25 protein-coding genes and 1 pseudogene are annotated in these 23,535 nt (G+C 37.5%); 10 read left to right on the top strand and 16 right to left on the bottom strand.

Features of this window, described 5'->3' with window-relative positions; all coding sequences use genetic code 11:
• The 7 genes from tssG to FTU80_RS15755 form a co-directional block, all read right to left on the bottom strand.
• A complete protein-coding gene (tssG, locus tag FTU80_RS15785; protein WP_180041440.1) occupies positions 1-993 on the bottom strand; it encodes a type VI secretion system baseplate subunit TssG in 993 nt (330 codons plus the stop codon).
• Positions 957-2,765 carry a type VI secretion system baseplate subunit TssF gene (gene tssF, locus FTU80_RS15780; RefSeq protein WP_180086073.1) on the bottom strand — a complete coding sequence of 603 codons (1,809 nt, stop codon included), beginning with the start codon at positions 2,763-2,765 and terminating at the stop codon, positions 957-959. Before tssF ends, tssG begins: the two co-directional genes overlap by 37 nt.
• Positions 2,766-2,780: 15 nt before the next feature.
• The gene (gene tssE / locus FTU80_RS15775; protein ID WP_078190770.1) at positions 2,781-3,257 is read right to left on the bottom strand and encodes a type VI secretion system baseplate subunit TssE; all 477 of its coding nucleotides are present in this window, start codon (positions 3,255-3,257) and stop codon (positions 2,781-2,783) included.
• 70 nt (positions 3,258-3,327) lie between these two features.
• The gene (locus tag FTU80_RS15770; protein ID WP_078190771.1) at positions 3,328-3,831 is read right to left on the bottom strand and encodes a type VI secretion system tube protein Hcp; all 504 of its coding nucleotides are present in this window, start codon (positions 3,829-3,831) and stop codon (positions 3,328-3,330) included.
• 48 nt (positions 3,832-3,879) lie between these two features.
• Positions 3,880-5,364, bottom strand: coding sequence for a type VI secretion system contractile sheath large subunit (gene tssC, locus FTU80_RS15765; protein WP_180050798.1), 1,485 nt, complete (start codon positions 5,362-5,364; stop codon positions 3,880-3,882).
• Entirely contained in the window at positions 5,357-5,860 is a 504-nt protein-coding gene (gene tssB / locus FTU80_RS15760; protein WP_078193364.1) for a type VI secretion system contractile sheath small subunit, read from the bottom strand. The genes tssC and tssB overlap by 8 nt, the downstream gene beginning before the upstream one ends.
• 15 nt (positions 5,861-5,875) lie before the next feature.
• Positions 5,876-6,571, bottom strand: coding sequence for a hypothetical protein (locus FTU80_RS15755; protein ID WP_180086071.1), 696 nt, complete (start codon positions 6,569-6,571; stop codon positions 5,876-5,878).
• A 372-nt stretch (positions 6,572-6,943) separates the two neighbouring features.
• Here FTU80_RS15755 and tssH point away from each other — a divergent pair, with 372 nt between their 5' ends.
• Genes tssH through FTU80_RS15725 form a run of 6 tightly spaced genes read left to right on the top strand, consistent with a single transcriptional unit; the run spans position 6,944 to position 14,586 of the window.
• A complete protein-coding gene (gene tssH, locus FTU80_RS15750; protein WP_180086068.1) occupies positions 6,944-9,616 on the top strand; it encodes a type VI secretion system ATPase TssH in 2,673 nt (890 codons plus the stop codon).
• Between the two features lie 19 nt (positions 9,617-9,635).
• A complete protein-coding gene (gene tssA / locus FTU80_RS15745; protein WP_078193367.1) occupies positions 9,636-10,766 on the top strand; it encodes a type VI secretion system protein TssA in 1,131 nt (376 codons plus the stop codon).
• A gap of 5 nt (positions 10,767-10,771) precedes the next feature.
• The gene (tssK, locus tag FTU80_RS15740) at positions 10,772-12,136 is read left to right on the top strand and encodes a type VI secretion system baseplate subunit TssK (RefSeq protein WP_180086066.1); all 1,365 of its coding nucleotides are present in this window, start codon (positions 10,772-10,774) and stop codon (positions 12,134-12,136) included.
• 9 nt (positions 12,137-12,145) lie between these two features.
• Positions 12,146-12,949: a type IVB secretion system protein IcmH/DotU gene (icmH, locus tag FTU80_RS15735; RefSeq protein WP_078190778.1), complete on the top strand. Its 804-nt coding sequence runs from the start codon at positions 12,146-12,148 to the stop codon at positions 12,947-12,949.
• 12 nt (positions 12,950-12,961) lie between these two features.
• Entirely contained in the window at positions 12,962-13,633 is a 672-nt protein-coding gene (locus FTU80_RS15730; RefSeq protein ID WP_180086064.1) for a hypothetical protein, read from the top strand.
• A complete protein-coding gene (locus FTU80_RS15725) occupies positions 13,630-14,586 on the top strand; it encodes a M15 family metallopeptidase (RefSeq protein WP_180008112.1) in 957 nt (318 codons plus the stop codon). The genes FTU80_RS15730 and FTU80_RS15725 overlap by 4 nt, the downstream gene beginning before the upstream one ends.
• Positions 14,587-14,631: 45 nt before the next feature.
• Here the strand turns inward: FTU80_RS15725 and FTU80_RS15720 are convergent, their stop codons facing one another.
• The 7 genes and pseudogenes from FTU80_RS15720 to FTU80_RS15690 form a co-directional block, all read right to left on the bottom strand.
• Positions 14,632-15,393, bottom strand: coding sequence for an alpha/beta fold hydrolase (locus FTU80_RS15720; protein ID WP_180086062.1), 762 nt, complete (start codon positions 15,391-15,393; stop codon positions 14,632-14,634).
• Positions 15,394-15,569: 176 nt separating this feature from the next.
• Positions 15,570-16,433, bottom strand: a pseudogene (locus FTU80_RS15715) (MBL fold metallo-hydrolase).
• Positions 16,433-16,852, bottom strand: a complete 420-nt coding sequence (locus FTU80_RS15710; RefSeq protein ID WP_180086096.1) for a DUF6691 family protein — start codon at positions 16,850-16,852, stop codon at positions 16,433-16,435. The pseudogene FTU80_RS15715 and the gene FTU80_RS15710 overlap by 1 nt, the downstream one beginning before the upstream one ends.
• Before the next feature lie 2 nt (positions 16,853-16,854).
• Positions 16,855-17,268: a YeeE/YedE family protein gene (locus tag FTU80_RS15705; RefSeq protein WP_180086060.1), complete on the bottom strand. Its 414-nt coding sequence runs from the start codon at positions 17,266-17,268 to the stop codon at positions 16,855-16,857.
• Positions 17,269-17,507: 239 nt separating this feature from the next.
• Positions 17,508-17,753 (bottom strand): hypothetical protein, encoded by a 246-nt coding sequence (locus FTU80_RS15700; RefSeq protein WP_180041448.1) that lies wholly within the window; start codon positions 17,751-17,753, stop codon positions 17,508-17,510.
• A gap of 43 nt (positions 17,754-17,796) precedes the next feature.
• A complete protein-coding gene (locus FTU80_RS15695) occupies positions 17,797-18,528 on the bottom strand; it encodes a zeta toxin family protein (RefSeq protein ID WP_180086094.1) in 732 nt (243 codons plus the stop codon).
• Between the two features lie 27 nt (positions 18,529-18,555).
• Positions 18,556-18,816: a hypothetical protein gene (locus FTU80_RS15690; RefSeq protein WP_078193376.1), complete on the bottom strand. Its 261-nt coding sequence runs from the start codon at positions 18,814-18,816 to the stop codon at positions 18,556-18,558.
• Positions 18,817-18,983: 167 nt separating this feature from the next.
• On the opposite strand from FTU80_RS15690, the gene FTU80_RS15685 reads away from it, so the two are divergent.
• Complete coding sequence (locus tag FTU80_RS15685; RefSeq protein WP_180023739.1) at positions 18,984-19,175, top strand: hypothetical protein; 192 nt, start codon at positions 18,984-18,986, stop codon at positions 19,173-19,175.
• 199 nt (positions 19,176-19,374) lie between these two features.
• On the opposite strand, the gene FTU80_RS15680 is transcribed toward FTU80_RS15685, so the two are convergent.
• Positions 19,375-19,767, bottom strand: coding sequence for a hypothetical protein (locus FTU80_RS15680; RefSeq protein ID WP_180086058.1), 393 nt, complete (start codon positions 19,765-19,767; stop codon positions 19,375-19,377).
• Between the two features lie 3 nt (positions 19,768-19,770).
• Positions 19,771-20,139 (bottom strand): hypothetical protein, encoded by a 369-nt coding sequence (locus FTU80_RS15675; protein WP_078190788.1) that lies wholly within the window; start codon positions 20,137-20,139, stop codon positions 19,771-19,773.
• A 1,119-nt stretch (positions 20,140-21,258) separates the two neighbouring features.
• Here FTU80_RS15675 and aroQ point away from each other — a divergent pair.
• The 3 genes from aroQ to accC are packed head-to-tail and all read left to right on the top strand — an operon-like array spanning position 21,259 to position 23,525.
• Complete coding sequence (gene aroQ / locus FTU80_RS15670) at positions 21,259-21,714, top strand: type II 3-dehydroquinate dehydratase (RefSeq protein WP_078190789.1); 456 nt, start codon at positions 21,259-21,261, stop codon at positions 21,712-21,714.
• A gap of 15 nt (positions 21,715-21,729) precedes the next feature.
• Complete coding sequence (accB, locus tag FTU80_RS15665; RefSeq protein ID WP_078190790.1) at positions 21,730-22,146, top strand: acetyl-CoA carboxylase biotin carboxyl carrier protein; 417 nt, start codon at positions 21,730-21,732, stop codon at positions 22,144-22,146.
• 17 nt (positions 22,147-22,163) lie between these two features.
• Entirely contained in the window at positions 22,164-23,525 is a 1,362-nt protein-coding gene (gene accC / locus FTU80_RS15660; RefSeq protein WP_111885487.1) for an acetyl-CoA carboxylase biotin carboxylase subunit, read from the top strand.
• Positions 23,526-23,535: the final 10 nt, after the last annotated feature.

The following is a 23,535-nucleotide window of genomic DNA, read 5'->3' as shown; positions in this document are numbered from 1 at the left end:
TTATAAATTCCCCATTAAGGCATAACAGGTTTCTGTATTATCGACCTGTTTATTCGGCTGTAAAAATGCTCCCTGAGCTAAACCAATTCCGCTCAAAGAATTTAAACACACCGGTTTTATTTCTTCTTTTTGTAAAATTAAGCGCACATCCACCATTAATGTTGGACTGCACCAAGTTTGAATCATTTGTTTTAATTTTAGGCTGCGTGCCTGATTCGGTAAAAATGTTAAATAATCTTCATGATTTAAAGGTCCAATCACGATTTCAATTTTTTCGTCAATCTGTTGAATCTTCTCACCACAAAAAGTATTCAGCCCCAATAAGCTCGGCTGAGATCCACCTAAACATGTTCTCTGATCTTCTTCAAATACAAAAGTTTCAGGGATAAATTCTCGAATATCAAATTTCTGCTTAAAGATACAATTCAGCATGGTTTTTAATGCATAAGCTGTATTGTTTTGCCCCTGCATTAAACCTGAGAATTCAGCAAAATAATCATCTAAATCTGGCTGATCATGCTGGCTACTGATATAACCATTTAATGCATGTAAAATATCAAGATAGTGATTATCCTGCTCGATTTCATAACGAATAGGTAAATGATAATTTAAACTGGCATCAACATAATGTGCTGTTAATTTATGATTAAACAGCCCTAAAAACTTTTGTGTTTCGTGTCGCTGATGTCGCCCGCTGAGCTTAATCTTATTGGTATAGCTATAAGGTAATGCACCTTGAATACCCGTTAAACCCACCATTAAATTTGTCAGTTCAACTTTCTCATCGTTGAACTCTAAACTTTCAATTTCAGTGTTCGGGAAGTTCAAATTAAGTGAACTATTAAACTCAAAGTCATTGGCCCAATGGACCTGAGCTGCTCCATAAGGTGCATGTCTTAACAAACGAGTAGCTTGAACAAACTCGTAGGCTTTCGGTTCTTGGAAAAGTCCGTCAATTACAGAGCTTTCTTGCCACCAACGTTCTGCACGCATTGGTATAACTCCTGTTGACTATTTGCATCAAAAACCGAGACATCGACAAAGCTGTTCATATTGACTTTTAAATTAAAGATATGGGCTAGCAATTGACTAAATATATACAGGCTATGCCCTCTAAATATATCCGCATCGATATCGATCTGTACTTTTAAACCTCTGACAAATAATGGAAACGGTTTACTATCTACAAGTTTCTGTGTGGTAGAAAACTGAATATTTTTTATGGAGTCGATAATAATTTGGTTTTCTTTCGATTTAGGTAAATTATACAATTCCAAAAGTTCTTTAATATGAGAGACCGTATCGCCTTTCGTTAAAGACATATTATTCAAAGATAAATGTGAAATGACCCGCCACTGTTCTTGTTTATTTTGCTCAAAATAATACGGTAACGACGGTCGTTTGAGCATCAGGGCACGACGGGCCAAATTACTATCATTCAGAGTTAATGCATTTTGATCTTTATTATAACTTTCGTAAGGTAACTCACGATTACTACATAGTAGTTCAGTACTAATAAAATCGGACTGAGTGCTATGTGGGTCTAAAGCACGAGATATGATTGAATAGTTTAATTCCTGATGTTTATTCTTCATCTGCTGCGGATTTAAACTATAAAAAAACTGCACTTTATCCTGATGATAATGACTCATTGCAAAAAAAGGCAGTACCGGATAATACACTTCATCTTGGTTACTTTTTTCACGCACCATATTCATTTTTAAAATGCTATAGGCTTGAAAATATTCAGGATGGTGTGCATCTGTCACCAATGGATATTCCATTCGCTTATGATTAATCTTTTGCGGCTCTGCTTGTTTATTGAAAAGATTAACAATTGGTGTAGCAAACAATTTAAAATTTGCCGCATTTAATTCAGAATAATTTCGAATCGCTGCTTGATCATTTAAATTGAGTTTAAAGTGCATTTGAACATCAAATTCACTATGTTCTAAACTTAAAAACTTAATGAAATCTAGATTTAGATTTAAAAAATTGAATTTTTCAGGAACACAAAAATATTCCATCAGTAAACGATATGCATGATGTGTATGTTGATCGATAGGTAGAACACTTTGAACTTCATCAAAGCCCATAATTTCAAATGGATTGGCAATATCAAAAATGTGCTGCCCTACACGAATCGAAAAACTTGTAGTGGATTTAAAAATACTATCCAAAACCTGCAAAGGAAAATTAGAAATAGCGTCTAAAAAGATCGGCAAAGTTTCATTTTTGAGTAAAGCGTGCTTATTCGAAAAAATTTCAAATCCTAAGCTCAATGTAGCATTTTGATTTAAATGCATATGTGCCGATGGATGAGTTTTGAAATTGAGCTGTTTTAATTGAATCGGTAATAATGTAACTTCTTGTACCGTCTGATATTCACATTGAACACCGCGCGTACTTTTGGCTTTTAGACTGGTCGCCTTTGGAATAACGTGTCGATCTATTAATTGCTTAATTTTATTTATATCTTCGAAGCTCACCACAGAACATGCAGGAAATGGTTTTAAATATTGAGGAAACATCACCTCAAAAATTGATCGGGTAAAAACGTCATAACTATCTGCAAGTTTTTTATCAATCCGTGCAGAAATTAAAGAAAAGGCTTGAATTAAACGCTCAATATGCGGGTCATCTATTTGTTCTTGGTTTAAAGACAAACGCTGGGCGATTTTGGGGTATTTACTGGCAAACTCACGGGACTGTTGTCCAAATTCCTGTAGTTGTTTTTCGTAATACGGTAACAGCTCTTCAATCACAGATAACCCACTTCATTAAGCTCTTGGAGAAATAACATATTGTTGTGTTGTTGGTTTTAATAAGGCATCAAAAATAACTGGTTCGTATAAAGGATGAATATTTAAATATGCCTGAATACTTAAACATAGTGCCCCCATATTATGGCCATCCATGAGCATTTCGACTCGAATCTGTTTTAAACGCGGTTCATGTGCAGCAATCGATTGCTCAATTGACTGGCAAATTTTGTCGCGATCCGATGGATTTGCTGTCGATAAGCCCACAAAATCGATAATGCCAAATTGCAAAATAGACTTTTTTGCTAATGGAAAGTCATCAATCAGTTCATCTAATTTTGCCACACGACTATTGAGGAGATCCTCTAAATCGGAAGCAACAGATTCACGAAGTTCTTGCAAAGACAGACCTTGAGTCTGTTGAGCATCAGCTGGTAATAAGCGGTCAAATAATGTCGTTCTAAAACCATAAGGATAAAGCTGATCGAGATTCATATCTTCTTATAAATATTTAAAAAAATGAAAATAGAGGCTACCCAAGTTAGCCTCTATCTGAATCCATCTATTACGCTGCGTATGAAGCAGTGTTGTTAGATAATGACCACTTCTTAGTAACAGCACCTTTCGCAGTACCGTTAATATCTTGTTGGTTATATGTCCACTCTACTGCAGCATATTTCAAACCAAATGATTCGTGTGGAACACCTTCATCATTTACAGTTGGAGTCACGCTAGAAACCAACACATGTTTCAGTTTGATTTGAAGATATTTAATACGTTTGTCGCCATTCGCACGGTAGAAATCAATTTGAACTTCATCAAATGTATAACCTGCTGAACATGCTTCCCAAAGTTTAGGGCTTGTCGCGTCTAAATCTTTAACAAAAACCATATCAGAATGTTCTACACGTTCTGCAGTGTGACCACCCACACTGGAAGAAGTCGCAGATTTAGGTTGACGGATGTTATGCGTCCAAGAGTTTACTTCTAACCAACTCTTGTGCTCTGCATCACGAGATTCGCCGTCTACTTTGTACTTACCACGAAATTGAATGTATATATCTTTCATTGTTCTGAATACCTATTTATTTAAAGTTATTATAGTGTTGACCCAAAATTAATTTGAGGACTGAGGTAACTCGGTCACAAGTCGTAATGAAACAGACAACTCATCCAACTGGAAATGTGGTCTTAAGAAAACCACAGATTTGTAGTGACCAGGCAAAGCTGGATTTTCTACAACTTTTACAGAAGCTTCACGCAATGGATACTGAGCTTTAGCTTCTTGAGATGCACCATCATCAAGTAATACATATTGCGACAACCATTCATTTAAGAAGGTCTCAACATTACCCGCTGATGCAAAACTACCCACTTTGTCACGCATCATTGCTTTTAAATAATGTGCAATACGTGAAACTGCCATGATGTATTGGATCTGGCTAGACAATGCAGAGTTGGCATTTGCTGTATCGCTATCATATTTTTTAGGTTTTTGCGTCGATTGCGCACCGAAAAATGCTGCATAATCCGTATTTTTGCAGTGTACCAACGGAATAAAACCAAGGTCACTCAGTTCTTTTTCACGACGGTCAGTAATTGCAATTTCAGTTGGGCATTTAAAGACCACTTCGCCATCATTGGTTTTGAACGTATGGACAGGCAAGCCTTCAACTAAACCACCACCTTCTACACCACGAATCGCAGCACACCAACCATGCATATCAAATGCATTGGTTAAACGCGTACCAAAGGCATAAGCCGCGTTCATCCATAAATATTCATTATGATTTTCACCTGAAACTTCTTCAACGAAGTTAAATCCTTCAGTGGCAATGCCTTCTTTTGGATCATATGGCAAACGACCCAATACACGTGGCATTGTCAACGCAACATAACGTGCATCGTCACTTTCACGGAATGAACGCCATTGTACATATTCTGCTGTTTCAAAGATTTTAGATACATCACGCGGACGATCAATATCAGTAAAAGACTCTAGTCCCAACATATTCGGGCTAGCAGCCGAAATAAACGGTGCATGTGCAGCCGCAGCGACATGTGAAATTTGCTCAAGCAAATACATATCAGATGGAGTACGGTCAAACTCAAAATCACCAATCAGTGTTGCATAAGGTGCACCACCGAATGATCCATATTCTTCTTCATAGATTTTTTTGAACAATGTGCTTTGGTCAAAATCGGTCGCACCTTGGAAATCTTTAATCAGCTCTTTTTTCGTCGTATTTAACATACGAATTTTTGTTAAAGAATTTGAAGGTGTTTCTTGGCAGAAATAATACAAACCACGCCATGTCGATTCAATTTTTTGAAATTCAGCATGGTGCATGATTTTACTTAACTGAGATGAAATCAATGCATCAATTTCAGCAATACGCTTATCAATTGATAAAGTCATATTGTCTGAAACGGTGATGGTACCTGCCATCACTTCTTTAGCAAGTTCACCAATCAAACTTTTTGCACGATCATGTTCTTGATCTGTACGCGCGATACGACTTTGTTCGACAATTGAATCTAAAAGTGAATATTCTTCGGTTGCTTCAACGTTTGCAGCAGTTGCAGTATTATAATTACTCATTTTCTGCCTCCACGCTCAACTTACGAATTTGATCAGTGTTATGTAACACTTCATCCAATAAATCTTCTAAGCGTTCATTATTTGAAATTTTATTACGCAAGTCAGACAGACGCTCACGCGCAGCAACTAACTTTTGTAGTGGATCAACCTGTTGTACAACTTGCTCAGGAGTAAAATCGGCCATGCTCTTAAATGTAAGATCTACCGACATTTTTCCACCGTCTTCAGTCAAGGTATTTTCAACTTGAAAATTAGCACGTGGCGCTAAAGACTCCATGACTTCATCAATATTATCTAAATCAACATTAATGAATTTCTTGTCTTTTAATTTAGTTTTCTCTACTTCAGATGCCGCAGAGAAATCACCTAACACCCCAACAACGAATGGTAACTCTTTAATTTCTTTACCGTCGCCAACTTCAACATCGTAAGTCAATTGAACACGAGGAGGACGAATTCGTTGAAGTTTTTTCTGTACACTTTCACGTTTTGCCATGAGTGCTTTTCCTTGTTATTTATTCTTCAATGTATCGAAAGGTGAACCACTAGTAGCAGGTTTTTTCGCTGTAGTCTGCGGTTTTGCTGTCGTGGTGGTTTTCTTTTTACTTGCTGCTGTAGTCGTTTGTTTAGGCTTGGTAGACGCTGTATTGGTTCGTTTTTTAGTAGGTATCGTCTGTTTAGATTTCACATTGCTCGAAGATTCAGTACTTTTTTCACGAACATCTGCTGCAGTAGACGTAGATTTATCAATCGTCGGCTGAATATAACGAATATTATCCGACAACACTTTGGCAGGAGAATAGGTCTGTTCATCTAGAGTACGATTTTCATTACTGCGCATATGATTTAGCGCATTATAAGAAATAGCGATACCTGCTAAAAAAGTGACATCAGTAAGTTCAGGCGACTGATAGTTCTTTTCTCGCAGCAGATTGACTGCTTGCAATGCTTTTAAATTGTAACCATTGGCTTGATATTTTTTGGCAATATCTACAAAGATTTCATTTTTTAAGTTCTCATTTTTCTTATTTTTTTTGTCACATAATTGATTATAAAAACCAATAATCTCTGGATCTGTATCACCTACTGCCAGTGGATAATCCTTTAAACAGGATTTTTTCACAGATACCGCTTTATCTTTTGCAAAAACGGTTTGTGTTAAACTGGCTGCTAAAATTATAGGTAATAAAACACTAAATTTATTCAAAATTACCTCTGTATTTCTACGTGCTAAAACTTAATTTATGTGGAGAAATCACCACTTATTTTCCCGTGGGTTTTCTCTTCATTTATCAAAATTAAAAATATGCTGCAGATTTAACAAAAAATAAGCACATAGAGTCAATACAAAAATGTGCCAAACACTCCAAAGTTTGTCGTCTATTTGTTTTTTTTGTTTCATTTTATAAAAAAATCTTTTTCCTTTTTTTATTTAGTCTGTATTATATCGCCTAAAGCAAGACACTAATAATATATAAGGTGTTGATTTTAAAGTTTTTATTTTTATAGCAAGAAAAAAGAGATCACAGTCAAACTTGTAAAATTTCGTACTGTGGATTCTAAATTTGATGAGTTATTTATGAATAATTTAAAAGTTTTAATTACTAAACTTTCACCTCACACCCGCATTTCACTCGAAAAGTCAGCCAATACATGTATTTCACAGCAAAATTATGAAATCGAAATTGAACATTTTTTACTCGAATTATTAACCTATAACAATAAAAATGACCTCCAAATACTCTTAGAAAAATACAAAGTTTCTGCAGACGGTTTGGCAGATGACCTCAAAGAAAGTATTGCTCAACTTCCAAAAGGAAATACGCGCACTCCTATTTTTGCCCAATCCATTGTGCGCTTACTTGAACAAGCTTGGTTATTAGCATCTGCTGAACAAGATCCACAAATTCGTAGTGGTCATTTACTTGTTGCGCTCCTTACCGCGCCAGATTTATACCAAATTGCAGCAAGAGCTTCTTCTCTTTTCGATTTATTACCTATCGATACGATTAAACATAAATTTTTAGATCTTTGCCTAAAGAGCATTGAAAATGAAGATTTAGCAACTGCATCACCAGATGAAAAATCAGCAGCACAAACGAATGCAACTACGCCAGTTAAAACACTAGCTCTAGACCAATACACCATTAATCTTACTGAAAAAGCTAAAAATGGTGGCATTGATCCTGTGATTGGTCGTGAGTTTGAAATCCGCTTAATGCTCGATATTTTGATGCGTCGTCGTCAAAACAATCCGATTTTAACGGGTGAGCCTGGTGTTGGTAAAACAGCCGTTGTTGAAGGTCTGGCATTAAAAATTGCAACCAACCAAGTTCCAGATGCTTTAAAAAATGTCAGCATTCATACTTTAGATATGGGCTTACTACAAGCGGGTGCCAGTGTTAAAGGTGAATTCGAAAATCGCTTAAAACAAGTTATTCATGAAGTTCAAGCCTCTGCACATCCAATCATTTTATTTATTGATGAAGCACACACGTTGATTGGTGCGGGTGGTCAAGCAGGTCAAAATGATGCAGCAAACCTGTTAAAACCGGCGCTTGCACGTGGTGAGTTAAGAACCATTGCCGCAACCACATGGGCTGAATATAAGCAGTATTTTGAAAAAGATGCCGCATTAAGCCGACGCTTCCAAGTAATTCAGGTTGAAGAACCGACTGAAGAAGTCGCAATCGATATGCTGCGTGCCATGATTCCCGTGATGGCAAAACATTTCAATTTACAAATTGACGATGAAGCTATCGTTACTGCAGTCCATGCTTCGCACCGTTATATCACTGGCCGTCAATTGCCTGATAAAGCGATTAGTGTCTTAGATACAGCTTCTGCACGTGTTGCGTTAACGCAAAATGCACAACCAGTAAAATTGGATCAACTTCAAGCTCAATTACATAATTTGAAGCTTGAATTGGCGATTCTTGAAAATGAACATAAGAATATTCCGATTCACCACGAACGCATTGAAAGTGTAAAAACACAAATATCCGCGCTTGAACAGGAGATTCAGTCAACAGAAACGCAGTGGAAAAAAGAACTCGAAATCGTTCAACAGATTAAAACGCTTGAACAAGAGTCCGAGCAAAAACCAGAAAATATTGAAACTTTAAGCAATATTCGTAACCAATTGGCAACGTTACAAGGTCAAACGCCGCTGGTTTTTGAACGTGTGAATGCACAAATTATTAATGAAATCATTTCAGACTGGACCGGTATCCCAGTTGGAAAAATGGTGAATGATGAAATTCAGCAAATTTTGAAGCTTGAAGCACAGTTAGAACAACGTGTGATGGGTCAAGATTATGCACTGCATCAACTGGTACAAGGCATTAAAACCTCTAAGGCAAAATTGGAAGATCCAAATAAACCTCAAGGCGTTTTCATGCTGGTTGGCCCAAGTGGTGTGGGTAAAACTGAAACTGCACTCGCGTTAGCAAACGAGTTATATGGTGGTGAGTCACATTTAATCACCATTAACATGTCTGAGTATCAAGAAGCACATACCGTGTCGTCTTTAAAAGGTGCCCCTCCGGGCTATGTCGGTTATGGCCAAGGCGGCGTACTGACAGAAGCAGTTCGCCGAAATCCATATAGTGTGGTTTTGCTCGATGAGATTGAAAAAGCACACAGCGATGTTCAAGAGCTATTCTACCAAGTATTCGATAAAGGTACTTTGGAAGATGGCGAAGGTCGTGTCATTGACTTTAAAAATACTACGATCTTATTGACTTCAAATGCAGGCTCAAGTGCCATTATGCAGGCCTGTTTGAATCAGCCAGTAGAAGAATGGCCGTCAGCAGAAGAACTTTTAGATGTATTAAAACCAGCTTTATATAAACAATTTAAGCCGGCATTTTTAGGTCGTATGCGTATCGTACCGTATTTCCCATTGCACGATGATCTGCTCGTACGCATTATTCAGCATAAATTAGGTAAAATCACCGCGCGTATTGAAAAACAATATGGTACGCAAACACTTTATACCGACGATTTAGTCGAATTATTATTAAGTCGCTGTACTGAGGTCGATAGTGGTGCGCGTAATGTCGATAACATTTTAAATGCGACGGTCTTACCTGCTTTAGCCACTGAATTACTCATGGCAATGAGCGAGCAAAAGATTCCATCAGTCATTGAAATCGATGTCAAAGACGATGAAATTATTTATGTTTTAGATCCTAAAAGTAAACCTGCGAAAAAACGCAGCAGCAAAAAGACTAAAACCTTAGAAGCATAAGTTAGGAACGATGTAGAATATGAGTTTAGAGCTCGACGCTTTATTGCAACCGATTACGGATGATTTACCTTGCGGTAGTGATTTTTCATTTTCAAATGATTTTCATGCAATTAAAAAAGCTAAAACACAAGATGACCCGCTCTTGGATCAAGGCGACTGGATCGCAGAACCAAAACAGGCAGATTGGGGCTTTGTGCACCAAAAATCGTCAGATCTACTTCGCGAACATACAAAAGATATTCGCTTATATGGTTGGTTGCTTGAAGCGTGGACTCACATTCATGGTTTCGAAGGGATTGCCAAAGGGATTGAACTTACACAAAAAAGTTTGCAAGACTTTTGGCTACAACTTCATCCTGAAATTGAAGATGATGACCTTGATCAACGTTTAGGTTTATTACAAGGGATAATTAATCAAATCCCAACATTAATTAAATCAGTTTCAATCGTTCATGGCGCGGCAGCTTATTCCCTATCCGACTATGATCGACTACTTCATGTTCAAAACCAAAGACGTAAATCCAACCATGAAGATGATGATCAAGAAGAGTCTTTTAATGGTATGGAACAGTTTGAACATGCCTTGTTCAATACGTCAAAATCAATTCAATACCAGTATTACCAACAGTTTTTAGATATTTTAAACCATTGGGAAAACTTAAAAACGACTCTTGATGATTTGATGGGTTTAGATGCGCCAAGCTTTGCTGGCATTGACTCTCAAATCGAAATGATTCACTTGAGCTTAAAAAAAATCTATAAAGCAGATGCTTTTATCAATTCATCGAGCGCTGAACAGGTTCAATCAAATTCTCCAATTGAAAGCCAAACACTTTCCACTGTAACTTCCGTGCAGAATGATATGCAAATAATACAACAACAGCATACACAGCAATTTAAACCTCAAGTGCAAAATCATCTTGAAAACCGTGAACAAGCCATGAAAGTCTTGCAAGATATTGCGGACTATTTCCAAGTGAATGAGCCGCATAGCCCTGTCAGTTATATGCTGCAAAAAACCATTAAATGGTCACAAATGCCTCTACATGAATGGTTAACTCATGTGATTAAGGATGAAAACCCTCTTGAAGCTGTACAAGAAATGTTAGGTGTTCAGCAACAAAGTAATGAATCGAATAGCGACTGGTAAAAACAATGTTTAAAGCAGAAAAAATTTTATGGGGTGAAGGATTATTTTTACGCCCACAACACTTTCAATTACAAGATGCTTATCATGAACAGCGTTTAAACCATACGGTTCGCGCAACAATACCGTTCGCTTATGGTATTCAAAGTTTAATTTTTGATGAATCACAACTCAGTACCAATACTTTGGCTTTGAATAAAGTTGAAATGATTTGGCAAGATGGCGAGATTTATCAAGCACCTGCACAAGACTTATTACCTGAGCCTGTACTACTTGATTCATTAAATTTACGCGGTGAAATGCAAATTTATTTAGCATTACCAATCGTTCAACCGAAGAAACGAAACGTCAATTTTGAAGAAAATACCCAATCGAGTCGCTATCATTCACATTTGACTGAAACTCATGATTTGTTTACAGATGCGACGGCTGCTGAAATCACTTTATTACGCCGCCGTGCAGAGTTTAAAATCTTTGAATTAGGCCAAGAACCACAGCACAATCTTGATGGTTTTCTTTACATGCCTATAGGCCGAATCAAGCGCCAAAGTTCAGGTAATTTTGTCTTAGATTATCAATTTATCCCACCAATATTACATATTAGTTCGTGTGATTCGCTGATTACTGGGCTCAAACGAACGCTCAATATCATCAAAGCTAAAATTAAAACCATTCAATCGAATAATCGTGAAAACGAACAAAAGTTAATTGAATTCCGTTCAGGTGATATTGTGTCATTTTGGTTGGTTAATGCGCTAAATACTGCACATGCGACCTTAAATCATTTATTGCAATATCCACTGATTCATCCTGAACGTTTGTATTTTGAATTATTACGTCTGACAGGTTCCTTGCTCACCTTCTCGACAGCTTACGAAGTAGATCAGCTTCCGCAGTATCAACATCATAATTTGCAAGAAAGTTTTGCTCAATTAGATGTGATTTTACGTGAGTTGCTCGATACGATTATTTCAAATCGATATATCAGTATTAACTTGAAAGAAACCCGTCAATCCTACTGGGTGGGCAGCCTTGAAAGTGACAAAATTACTCGTGATTCTCGCCTGTATTTAGCTGTTTCAAGTAGCGTGATGCCTACACATGACATTATTTCTTATGTACCGCTGCGCTTTAAAGTCGGCAATACTGTCGATGTTGAACAGCGAGTCATGGCGGCATTACCGGCTGTGCCATTGCAACATATGATGCAAGTGCCAACAGCAATTCCGGTACGTTCAGGTGTGAGTTATTTTGAAGTTGAGCCAAATAATGATTTGTATCAACGTATGCTTGATTCTGAATCCATCTGCGTTTACATACCAGCTGGCTTCCAAGATATCTCGATTGAACTTATTGCTGTGATGAATGGTTAAGGAGCAATCATGAATATTTCAAATAATGCCCCTTCACTTTTTGACGATGGTCAAATTGGATTAGGCTCTTCAAAACCAAGTGCTGAACCGAAAATCAACAGTTCAACCAATTTAGTTGATCTACTGCATGATGGTTTTTACATCGTATTTTTACTCAAAAATCAATATGTTCCATCCAGCCCTGAAAGTTTCAGGACAAAAATTATGGATCTATTAAACCGATTTGAAAGCCAAGCCCGTAAGCTTCAATTCAGCAATGAAGATATCACGGACGCAAAATATGCCTATTGCGCTTTATTAGATGAAACCATTGTCACCCAACAAGATGCACGTTTTTTTGATTTACAAAACAATTGGATGATGAATCCACTGCAATTAAGTCTTTTTGGTTCACAGCTAGCAGGTTATCGTTTTTTTGAAAATTTAGAGCAAATTCGTTCTAAGAATAAAGATCGCTTAGCAGCACTTGAAGTTTATCATTACTGCATGCTCCTTGGTTTTCATGGTAAATACCGACTTGAATCGATTGAAATGCTCAATTCACTCGTTGCACGTGTCGGCGATGAAATTGATTATATGAAAGGTAAAAAGGCGTTTTCGCCTTTCGCGGCACTGCCGGATCAAATTAAAAATATTATTCACCGTGAATTACCATTTTTTTGGATCATTATCTTTTGGGCATTGTTTGCTGTATTAGCATTTGGTGGACTGAAATATATGTTATCCAGCCAAAATAATCAGGCGTTATCACAATATCAAAATGTCATAACTGCACCATCGGAACAGGCTTATATCACCATTCATTTACCATAAGACTTAGACACCATGGCAAACGAAAAATCGAATAACGTTAGAATTTTACAGTCGACTCAAAAGAATAATTTACCGCCTTTAGCTCATGCTGCGATTGGCTTTCTTGTTGGTGCTGCGGTCATTATTGTTGTTGGCCTGGGATATTTTTATCTAAGTTCTGACGATCAGCCTGCAAATACAGAGATGACTACTTCTGCTCCAACTGAAGATAAAACTGAAACTGAGGCATCCGCTGCGCCCCGTCAAAGTGAAAATGAGCAAGCTTCAGCTGAAAAAGCACCGCAAACCGTTCATGCAACTGAAGAAAAAGATCCGGATAATGGTTTATATTCGAATGATTTAGCTACCGCTTTCAATCATGGAAATACAACAAAAGTGACTCAGCCTGTTCAAGCTGTAGCGAATAACCGTTCGCCTTTTGAAATTACCCAACCGCAGCGCCCTGTTGTAGCTACTACAACAACCGTTAAACAACATATTCCAACCACATTAGCAAAACCTAAAGCTGCGCCAACAACAGCTAAGGTGACCAAACCTACAGAGCTTTCTACGAAAGCAGCAAAAGAAGAAGAACACTTTGAAGAACCGATGGGTGGAACGCAAATTTCTGAAACCAAACGTCCGAAAGTGGTTGCTGCAACAAACACTGCTAATGCGACTGTGAGCGCTACAGTTTCCCCATGATCATCTTTTTGGTTAGTTGTTTCTTTGTCTTAGCACTGGTGACAGTGCTTTGTTTTTCTTATGAACTCAGAATTAAAGTTCAGGATTTTTTCTTTCAAATCATTCCACAAAGTAAAAAAAGAATTCAGCACGCCAAAAATTTTGCTTATGAACTGAACTATGCAGCAGCACCACAACAAATTCAATCACACTGGCATTTACAACAATGGTGGATTTTATTTGCAGGCTTCTTACTGTTTGCCAGTATTTTATTATTTGCTTTTACTCGCCCGATTACTGCAAGTAAAGTGGAAGCTGATTATTTGCGTAAAGTCGACCCACAAATTTACGCTATGCTCGATGGACAGGTTTTAGATGCACCTCCTGAAGTTGAAGAATATCTTGTTCAAGAGGCAATCGCAGAAGAAGCAGCAATGATTGAGCAGCCATCTGTTATGGCCTCAAGTTTCAATCCAGAAGTTCAAGATATCCATACGCATTCATACTCTACGGATGTACCTTCAGCAGATCGTAAATGGCATAAAATGAACCCACGTTATAAGCAGCGTTTATTGATGGTGTTTAAAATTATGCGTGAACAACATGGCTATGAAATGGTTTTACTCGAAGGTTATCGTAGTCCAGAACGTCAAAATAATTTAGCCACCAATAAAAATACCACTCGTGCCCGTGGTTTCCAAAGTTATCATCAGTTTGGTTTAGCAGCTGATGTCGCCTTTAAACGCAATGGCAAAGTGGTCATTACTGAACGAGACCCTTGGGCTATGCGTGGTTATCAACTTTATGGTCAAGCCGCTGAGTCTGTCGGTTTAACATGGGGCGGACGCTGGAAATCTATTCAAGATTATGGTCATACAGAATATCGTATGCCAGGCCTGAAAAAAACTGCAGAGATGGCCGCACTACTGACCTCAGAAGGTCAGCTTCAAGCCAATAACATTTCGATTGAGTAATATTTCGATGTTTTGCCTTCAAAATATAATTGAAGGCACACCGTATTAATTTAAATAATTTTGTATTTGCTCTAAAACGTCAGTTGTTTTTTCTGCATGTAACCAATGGCCTGCACCTTCTATTTCTACAATTTTCGCATGTGGAAATTGGTGTTCTATCGCCTTAGTATGTTCCGTGTTTGAAATATAAGGTGACTCTCCACCTTTGATGAACAATACAGGCTGTTGCCAAGTATTTCCGATATTTTCCCAACCAATAATCTGGTCATACTGTTTATACAACGCATCTACATTAAACAACCATTGTCCTTTACTAAACGATTTGAGTAGAAACTGTATAACCATATCCGAATGAATATACTCACGCATAATTTCAACCGCTTGCTGTCTAGATTGAATTTGTGCATTTTGTACAGCGATCAAAGCTTTAAATATTTCATCATGATGACGTTCTTGATATGCAAAGGGTGCGATATCCAATACAACAAGTTGCTCTACCCGCTCTGAGATTAAAGCCAATTGCATTGCGACCTTGCCTCCCATGGAATGGCCAATCACTGAAAACTTATCAATGCCAATTACATCTAATGTCTCAAGTACATCGTTTGCCATCTCACGATAATTCATTTCTGTACTTTGAGGTGATTTACCATGATTTCGTAAATCAAGCTGAATGACAGAATGTGAATTTTGAAAAGCTCTGGCAAGCATCCCTAAGTTACTGAGGCTGCCAAATAAACCGTGAATAAAGACTAGCGGGTGCGTTTCGCCTTCTAATTTTTGATGATATTCGTAATTAAGGATCATTTTTGAATACTTTGCTATGTTGATATAATGATGCCTAGTTGAATGAATGAAATCAAATGACAGTTAAAACTTATTAATCCTACTTAGGCTATTTTTAGGTGGCAATTAATTAACTTGCTTAGGCTATTTTATTAAGTGAAATAGCCTACCGCATTCAACCTAAAGGTTCTTTGTCTTTAATTTGCAGATTTAAAGTGATTAAAAGGAATTTTTAAATAGCGAATACCATTCCCTTCTGGTTTTGGAAATTTACCTGCATCCATATTGATTTGTATTGCAGGTAAAATCAGTTTTGGCATAGCCAAATTTGCGTCACGCTGAGTTCGCATTGTGACAAAATCTTCTTTTTTCGTACCAACGTGGATATGAATATTCTGCTGTTTTTGCGCATGCACACTGCTTTCGCAGCAGTATTTTGCATGACATAAAAACACGCGCATTTCAGGTGCTAACTGATAAATCTTTTGTACAGAGTCGAATAATACTTCCGCACTGCCTTTGGGAAAATCACAGCGTGCTGTGCCATAATCAGGCATAAATAAGGTATCACCGACAAGCACAGCATCATCACCAACCACATAGCTCAGACAAGCAGGTGTATGTCCAGGCGTTGGAATGTTATAGGCATTTAACTCACCAATTTTAAATGCCTCATGATCTGCAAATAAATAATCAAATGACTGATGTGAATTAAAATATTTCACATCAAAATTATAAATGGCGCTGAATGTTTCCTGCACAATCTTGATGTTATGGCTCATCGCAATTTTACCATCAAGAACCTTTTTTAAATATTGAGATGCGGTTAAGTGATCTGCGTGCACATGCATTTCTAAAATCCATTCTACGCTTAGGCTATTTTCTTAAATACAATGAATAATCAAATCTGCATGCTTCGTTTGAGTAGTTGCAGAAGCAACATTATAATCCAATACACTGTCTATAATCGCACATCGGTTTGTTTGCGGATCGGCTAACACATAACTGAATGTATTGGTATTTTCATCAAAAAAATGTTGTACCTGTGCACGATTTGACATTAATTTGCTCCCGAAAATTTACGATGTATATAGACGCCCGCAAACATCGCTACAACGAAATAGATCGCTTGATAATAACCAAGCCCGATCAAAGTAAAGGCTGGCGCAGGACAAATCCCAGCAATACCCCAACCTATTCCAAAGATAACACTCCCTAAGACGAGTTTTACATCAATTTGATTATTACTTGGTAATTCAATCGCCGTCCCATCAAAGGTTGTCGGTTTTGATTGACGAACGGCCATTTGAAATGGAATAAATGCAACTGCAATGGCTCCCATCATCACAAAAGCTAAACTCGCATCCCACTGCCCTGTTGTATCAAGGAAACTTAAGACCTTTTCTGGATTAGACATGCCCGAAATCATTAAACCTAATGAAAAAATTCCACCAAAAATAAATGCCAATATATTTTTCATCATTAAGCTCCGATTACATGGCTCATTACATAAACTGTGATAATCCCTGCCAACATAAAACTAGCAGTTGCAACAAATGAACGCTTAGAAAGACGACTAATACCGCAAATGCCATGACCGCTAGTACAACCTGAACCTAATCGAGTTCCGAATCCAACCAAAACACCGACAATGATCATCATCCATGGACTTGCATCCAGTTCAATTGTCACAGAGGTCATTTTCCCGTAGATAAAAGGTACAATAAAAAGTCCCGCTAAAAACCATATCGCAGGTGTTTTTAAAATCGTCTGAGGATTCAACATTTGCGCAATTAAACCACTAATACCAGCGATTCGACCATGTACATATAGGTAGCCTACTGCTGCCAGGCCCAATAAGATCCCGCCGAGAAAAGCGGTTAGAAATGGATGCATATTTATCAGCCATAAAACAATATATGTTTTTATAATATTTTATTAAAAAAATATGCAAACTCACCAGTCTAAATATTCATTCTGACATGCATTTCCTGATTGAAAAATTTAACGCTTCAAGAGTGTTTGATTAGTTTTATTTAGAATTAATTTATAAACTTGAAAAATCACGAAATATATCCTCGGAGATTTTTCAATAAAGGCTGTTTATTATGAAGTTAATTGAAATAATAAATAATTTATAGATCAATACTAATATCGCTGAGTGCATCGCTCACCCACGTTAAAGCATCTGAGCCCAATTCTATAATATTCGAACCAATTTCAGCTAAGTCAGTCAAATCTACAGAAGACAACGGATCAGATGATGTACTATTTTTTTGCTGTTCTTGTTCAGCTTGCTGCTCAATGGCTTGATCAAGATGAGTTTGATCTAATGGAGATGAGTTTGAATGTTGTTGTAATTCATAGTCGTTATTTTGCATAGGTTCATCCTGTTATTTTGTTTTTTATTACGTTTAGTTGATATTAATTTGGCTCAAACTCTTTGAGCACCTTATCTACAAACCACCAAGGTAAACGCTGAATACCTGAATTCATCTTTAAAATTTCAGCTTGTTCAATTTCCGCAATGAAAGAAGCATGCTGTCCATCGGCAGAGTTATCAAATAAATAACTACGATCCGTTGCTTCTACCGCCTGCATTAACAGATCCATACTTCGATAATAACGTTCGCGAATTTTTTGTTCTGGCACACCATGTCCACCCTTTTTCACGCGGTACTGAACACGTGAAATATTGATAACAGGATCAATAGTGGAAACATAATATAGATAGGTTCGAAAGCCTTTTCTTTTTGCTTCGCGTAGAAACTCCACCTTTGAAATATGGGACATCACCGTTTCAAAGGTAAAACTAATTTTTAGTTCTAAAAACTGCAAACGGATGTAATCGATAATTCTTGCACAAAGATATGAATCAATCTGATCTGGATGAAATTCAATTTTCCACGGATCTAATATCTGAGGTTTTCGTGCTAATAGCGGAATAAATTCTCCATTCGCGGGACGTTTTTTCGTATCGAGAAAGTCAATTAATGCTTCTGATTTTAAAGCGGAATGGTAATCCAACAAATTGAGCCGGTGTGAATGTTTCAGTTGAGCTTCGAGTTCATCCGCATTTAAATATGCCCCAATATGATGGGGCAATAAATATTCTTTAACTGTGCTTTTACCTGAACCATTTGGACCCGCGAACATTCTAATGCGAGGTTGTGGAGGCATGTATTAAACAATTTCCTCTGTTTTCTTTTTACGTTTTAAAATTTTTGGTAGATCATCCACTTGTACGAAGTCGGCTGATACATCTTTTATTTGTACTTCTTGACCATTTTGCAGACGTTGAACCAGTTGTAGACCTTTTACATAAACCACAGTGGATGACGCACTTGCTTGTTCAAAAGCATGGCGAAATGCATGGATAGCAAGGCTCGGGATCATATCGTCCTCATATTGGCTTGCTTTCATTACTGAAGTATAAGCTGTCATGTAACAACTCCTCAAACATCAAAAATAATGTGTTCAATCATCTTATCATACTCGCAATATTTGTCTATTTATCCATCAGTCATCCTGAGAAGAAATTGATAAAAATTCAAAATGCTTAAATCATTTGATTGTATTCCTCGAACCAAACTGCACATATGAGTCAATGTATGGGGATGCCACATCATGAAAAATTTAAATTTTATCCAAATTCGATTTATAATCTGATTAAGCATTTAATTTTTCACAAAAAAATAGCCACTTATTCAGTGGCTAAAAGAGAACGACATCAACAAGTTGATGTATTAGGACTGACCTATGCAACAGGACCAGGGATGTTTGTTGCATATAAATCGTTCTAACTTGATCATAATAATGTGATGGACTTATCATTTTAAGCATATTTCATATCATTTCCTGACAATCTGCATTTTCAATTTCTAATATTATTAGAAACTGCACTTATAGTGAATAATGCTGTAATAATTTTGAAAAATAGAACAAAATGAAAGAAAGTTAGACTATAGCCCAAAAGTTTTAGAAGAGAAATTTAAACCTAAATTATTTTGTAGGACTCGAACAAAATGCACTTTCGTTTAAGCCAGATGACTGCATACTCTGTTGCTGTTGTAGTAAATAATGTTGTGAAGCCACTTGCATTAGATTGGCCATTTCAAGAGCTGAGTTTTGCTGAGATATTTCTAAAATCTGTCGATATGCATTCAATCTTAAACAAAAAGCTTGAGTTTGCTGCTGACCCGTTGCTGTAGATGCAGGGTCATCTAAAATAGCTTTGGTTGAATTAATTTGCTCAGTATATGCTTTTATCTGAGCATTATATTCAGCTTGAGTCAGTTGTGGAGTAACCGCTTCATTCACATTTGCATATGCTACAGAAGCAGTAAACACAGAGAAAATAAGGACATAAAGTTTATACATCAACGGAGAATGCATAAATTAAGCCTCATCACCTTCTTTCCAGACATCTTCATAATCATCAGCATCGATCATAAAACGATAGCCTACATCCAAAGCTAAATACGGTAGCACTTCAGGTACAACATCTTGCAGTTTACGCACAGTCATTGTTTCAAAGTTATCTGCGCCTTCAAGCTCACCACCATAAATATACCAACTGACATTTTCATCACCTTCTGCAGGCTTACGAATACCAACAATTGGATCTTTATTTAAGGTATGAACAGCCACAGCAATTACATCATCGCCCTGCACTTCTACATATGCAGAACCCACTTCTTCACATAAAAGTTTTTGTTCTGCAATCAATTCTGCCAAAGGTGATGAATTTTGCGTATGTTTTGCCATGTTTGTTCTCAGGCCATATAGGTTTCGGGCATTCTACCGTGAATTACACTTATATAGATAAATTTTTTCCGCGGGAAAGCATTCGAGCCTTGTTTTATCAATTCATTTATAGAAAAAGACTCAATGCGGTAGATTCCACCTAAAAGTATAAACAAGAAGAAAGGAAACTTATTCAACACATATACCGCTAAAACATAGAAATAGACGAATAAAAAATAGAATCAGCATGCAAACAGCAAGCTTCTTTACCACCACAGATTTAACTTTTGCCAATGCCTGTGCAAATTTGGACAAATACCCGATTTTCCAAACTTACATGATTTATGAAAGAAATCGTCAATGCCTTGCACATTTCATAGATTCAAAACACTGACTAGAAAATACACAGGATGGTTAATACGCTTATATATAGGTCTATAAAGTATGACTTAGCTAGGCAATAAATGTTCATCATATCTAAAGCTGCCTACTTATAAGGAAATGCTCCCACAGAATATTTAATTCGCTAAGGCAAACAAAATATCTAGCTTGAGCCCTATCATCTATGAAAAAAATTTCATTGGCCTAGAAATATGCTTTATAAACCATAGAAAAAGTAACTATCTTTTAATTTTTATATACTTAGCACACAAACCTGATTTATTCTTTCAAATAACTCGATTGAAAACTGAGAACAATTTAGATTCCTTTACGCGTGAAATAAGTTAAACCTTAGAATTTTTTAAGTCGCTGTATAAATACCATCTTTACGACTATGCATGCGTAGGCTGTTCAACTGACGATCTATAAGACAAATGTACAAGCCATCTCACCTTTCAAATCATTTATACTGGTTATTGCTACACGAATGCACCACGATAAAGCAAGTTTACACAAAAGATATCAACAGTTTTAGCCAATTGGGTTTAAAATGATGTCCTACAATATAATGATAAAAATGTAATTTTTTAACATTGCCAATTCTCTGCAAAGTTCGCATTATATAGCCCATTCTCGGCACATGCTTTTCACGTCAATTCAAAGAAATTATAAAAAAAATGTGGAATTTTATGCCATAATGAGCAAACTTTGCAGGTATCTTGCAAAGTAAATTTGCAACTTTTTATTGGAGCAGGCTGAATGAGCTCGACCATTTTGGTCATTCATGGACCGAATCTCAACTTACTGGGAAAACGTGAACCCGAAGTTTACGGCTATCTGACACTTGAAGATATCAACCAAAAACTGATTTCACAGGCTCAAAACGCTTCCATTTCTCTCGACACTTTCCAAAGTAATTGGGAAGGCGCTGTCGTCGACCGAATTCATCAAGCGCAACAAGAAGGCGTTCAATTCATCATTATTAATCCAGCAGCCCTAACACATACTTCGGTTGCTGTGCGTGATGCCCTTCTTGGTGTAGCCATTCCGTTTATCGAAGTACATCTATCAAATGTCCACGCTCGCGAAGCATTTAGACATCACTCCTATCTATCTGATAAAGCCGTTGGCGTTATTTGTGGTTTAGGTGCAAAAGGTTATGCCGCAGCACTAGACTTCGCCATCGAAAAAATTCAACCAACTTCTCAATCTTAATTAGGAATACTGTTCATGGATATCCGTAAAATCAAGAAACTCATCGATTTGATGATTGAATCTGACTTACAGGCGATTGAAGTTAAAGAAGGCGATCAATCGATTGCTCTAACTCGTCGCAATCCAGTAGTTGCTGCCGCTGCGCCTGCTATGGCTGCTCCTGCCGCTGCACCTGCTGCACCTCGTTCACCACGTGGTGCTGTTGAGCCGTCTCCTATGGTTGGTGTGTTCTATGCTGCGCCAAATCCAGGTGAAGCACCATTTGTTAAAGTTGGTCAAACTGTATCTGCTGGTGAAACACTCGGTATCATCGAAGCAATGAAAATCATGAACCCAATTGAAGCAACTCAAAGCGGTGTAATTGAAGAAATTTTGGTTAAAAATGGCGAAGTGATCCAATTCGGTCAACCATTATTCCGCTATCGCGCTTAAGACCACGGGGAATCACAATGTTGCAAAAAGTTTTAATTGCAAACCGTGGTGAGATTGCGCTCCGCATCACCCGCGCTTGCAAAACTTTAGGAATTAAAACCGTAGGGATTTATTCCGATGCCGACAAAGACCTAATGCACTTACGCTTCTGTGACGAAGCAGTGTGTATTGGACCAGGTGCCAGCAGCGAAAGTTATCTCAATATCCCTGCCATTATTACAGCGGCTGAAATCACCGGTGCAGATGCCATCCATCCAGGTTATGGTTTCTTATCTGAAAACGCTGAGTTTGCTGAAATTGTAGAAAACTCAGGTTTTATCTTTATCGGTCCGCGTCCTGAACACATTCGCTTAATGGGGAACAAAGTTTCTGCCATTATTGCGATGAAAAAAGCTGGTGTACCAACTGTTCCGGGTTGTGACCATGCTGTAACGATTCACAATGCATTGGCAGAAGCCAAAGAAATTGGCTTCCCATTGATCGTAAAAGCTGCTTCTGGTGGTGGTGGTCGTGGTATGCGTATCGTTGAACGTGTGGACACACTACTCGAATCTGTACAAGCTGCTCAGCGTGATGCGGAAATGTGGTTTGGTGACGACACCGTTTATATGGAACGTTTCCTTCAAAAGCCACGCCATGTCGAAGTGCAAGTTCTTGCAGATGGTAATGGCCATGCGATTCACCTTTATGATCGTGACTGTTCATTGCAACGTCGCCATCAAAAAGTGCTTGAAGAAGCGCCTGCACCAGGTTTACCTGAAGAAGCACGTGCGCATATTCTTGAAGCATGTGTAAATGCTTGTAAATTGATGCAATACCGTGGTGCTGGTACATTCGAGTTCTTATTTGAAGAAGGTGAATTCTTCTTTATTGAAATGAATACTCGTGTACAAGTAGAACATCCTGTTACTGAGCAAGTGACTGGCGTAGATATTATCGAGCAACAATTACGCATTGCTGCTGGCTTAGGTTTGGATCTTCAACAAGAAGATATTCAACTTAAAGGTCATGCGATTGAATGTCGTATTAATGCGGAAGATCCATCTACATTTATGCCTTCACCGGGCAAAATCGATCATTTCTATGCACCGGGTGGCGCAGGTATCCGACTAGATTCTCATATATATCAAGGATATAGCATCCCACCCTACTATGATTCAATGATTGCAAAACTCATTGCGCATGGTAAAGATCGTGAAACCTCTATTGCGCGCATGAAACAAGCTCTGGAAGAGATTATCTTAACTGGCGTGAAAACCAATATTCCGCTACATAAAGATTTGATTCTTCAAGATAAAAATTTCTGCGAACAAGCTATGGATATTCACTATCTTGAAAAGCATTTATTGAAGAAAGTCGAAGGACATGAAGATAAATAAATCTTCAACG

The sequence above is a fragment of the Acinetobacter sp. YH12145 genome (assembly GCF_013418335.1).
Classification (GTDB): domain Bacteria; phylum Pseudomonadota; class Gammaproteobacteria; order Pseudomonadales; family Moraxellaceae; genus Acinetobacter; species Acinetobacter amyesii.
Note: the sequence above shows the minus strand (reverse complement) of the source record. Positions and strands in the feature narration are given on the sequence as shown.

Excerpts from the sequence above, each read along its gene's own strand:
- tssG (WP_180041440.1), bottom strand. The coding sequence starts at position 993 with ATGCGTGCAGAACGTTGGTGGCAAGAAAGCTCTGTAATTGACGGACTT.
- FTU80_RS15710 (WP_180086096.1), bottom strand. The coding sequence starts at position 16,852 with ATGAAAAATATATTGGCATTTATTTTTGGTGGAATTTTTTCATTAGGT.
- FTU80_RS15720 (WP_180086062.1), bottom strand. The coding sequence starts at position 15,393 with ATGATCCTTAATTACGAATATCATCAAAAATTAGAAGGCGAAACGCAC.
- FTU80_RS15700 (WP_180041448.1), bottom strand. The coding sequence starts at position 17,753 with ATGCAAAATAACGACTATGAATTACAACAACATTCAAACTCATCTCCA.
- tssB (WP_078193364.1), bottom strand. The coding sequence starts at position 5,860 with ATGGCAAAACGTGAAAGTGTACAGAAAAAACTTCAACGAATTCGTCCT.
- tssH (WP_180086068.1), top strand. The coding sequence starts at position 6,944 with ATGAATAATTTAAAAGTTTTAATTACTAAACTTTCACCTCACACCCGC.
- FTU80_RS15725 (WP_180008112.1), top strand. The coding sequence starts at position 13,630 with ATGATCATCTTTTTGGTTAGTTGTTTCTTTGTCTTAGCACTGGTGACA.
- accC (WP_111885487.1), top strand. The coding sequence starts at position 22,164 with ATGTTGCAAAAAGTTTTAATTGCAAACCGTGGTGAGATTGCGCTCCGC.
- aroQ (WP_078190789.1), top strand. The coding sequence starts at position 21,259 with ATGAGCTCGACCATTTTGGTCATTCATGGACCGAATCTCAACTTACTG.
- FTU80_RS15705 (WP_180086060.1), bottom strand. The coding sequence starts at position 17,268 with ATGCATCCATTTCTAACCGCTTTTCTCGGCGGGATCTTATTGGGCCTG.
- tssA (WP_078193367.1), top strand. The coding sequence starts at position 9,636 with ATGAGTTTAGAGCTCGACGCTTTATTGCAACCGATTACGGATGATTTA.
- icmH (WP_078190778.1), top strand. The coding sequence starts at position 12,146 with ATGAATATTTCAAATAATGCCCCTTCACTTTTTGACGATGGTCAAATT.
- tssC (WP_180050798.1), bottom strand. The coding sequence starts at position 5,364 with ATGAGTAATTATAATACTGCAACTGCTGCAAACGTTGAAGCAACCGAA.
- accB (WP_078190790.1), top strand. The coding sequence starts at position 21,730 with ATGGATATCCGTAAAATCAAGAAACTCATCGATTTGATGATTGAATCT.
- FTU80_RS15680 (WP_180086058.1), bottom strand. The coding sequence starts at position 19,767 with ATGCATTCTCCGTTGATGTATAAACTTTATGTCCTTATTTTCTCTGTG.
- FTU80_RS15695 (WP_180086094.1), bottom strand. The coding sequence starts at position 18,528 with ATGTTCGCGGGTCCAAATGGTTCAGGTAAAAGCACAGTTAAAGAATAT.
- tssE (WP_078190770.1), bottom strand. The coding sequence starts at position 3,257 with ATGAATCTCGATCAGCTTTATCCTTATGGTTTTAGAACGACATTATTT.
- FTU80_RS15690 (WP_078193376.1), bottom strand. The coding sequence starts at position 18,816 with ATGACAGCTTATACTTCAGTAATGAAAGCAAGCCAATATGAGGACGAT.
- FTU80_RS15730 (WP_180086064.1), top strand. The coding sequence starts at position 12,962 with ATGGCAAACGAAAAATCGAATAACGTTAGAATTTTACAGTCGACTCAA.
- FTU80_RS15770 (WP_078190771.1), bottom strand. The coding sequence starts at position 3,831 with ATGAAAGATATATACATTCAATTTCGTGGTAAGTACAAAGTAGACGGC.
- tssK (WP_180086066.1), top strand. The coding sequence starts at position 10,772 with ATGTTTAAAGCAGAAAAAATTTTATGGGGTGAAGGATTATTTTTACGC.
- FTU80_RS15675 (WP_078190788.1), bottom strand. The coding sequence starts at position 20,139 with ATGGCAAAACATACGCAAAATTCATCACCTTTGGCAGAATTGATTGCA.
- FTU80_RS15685 (WP_180023739.1), top strand. The coding sequence starts at position 18,984 with ATGGGGATGCCACATCATGAAAAATTTAAATTTTATCCAAATTCGATT.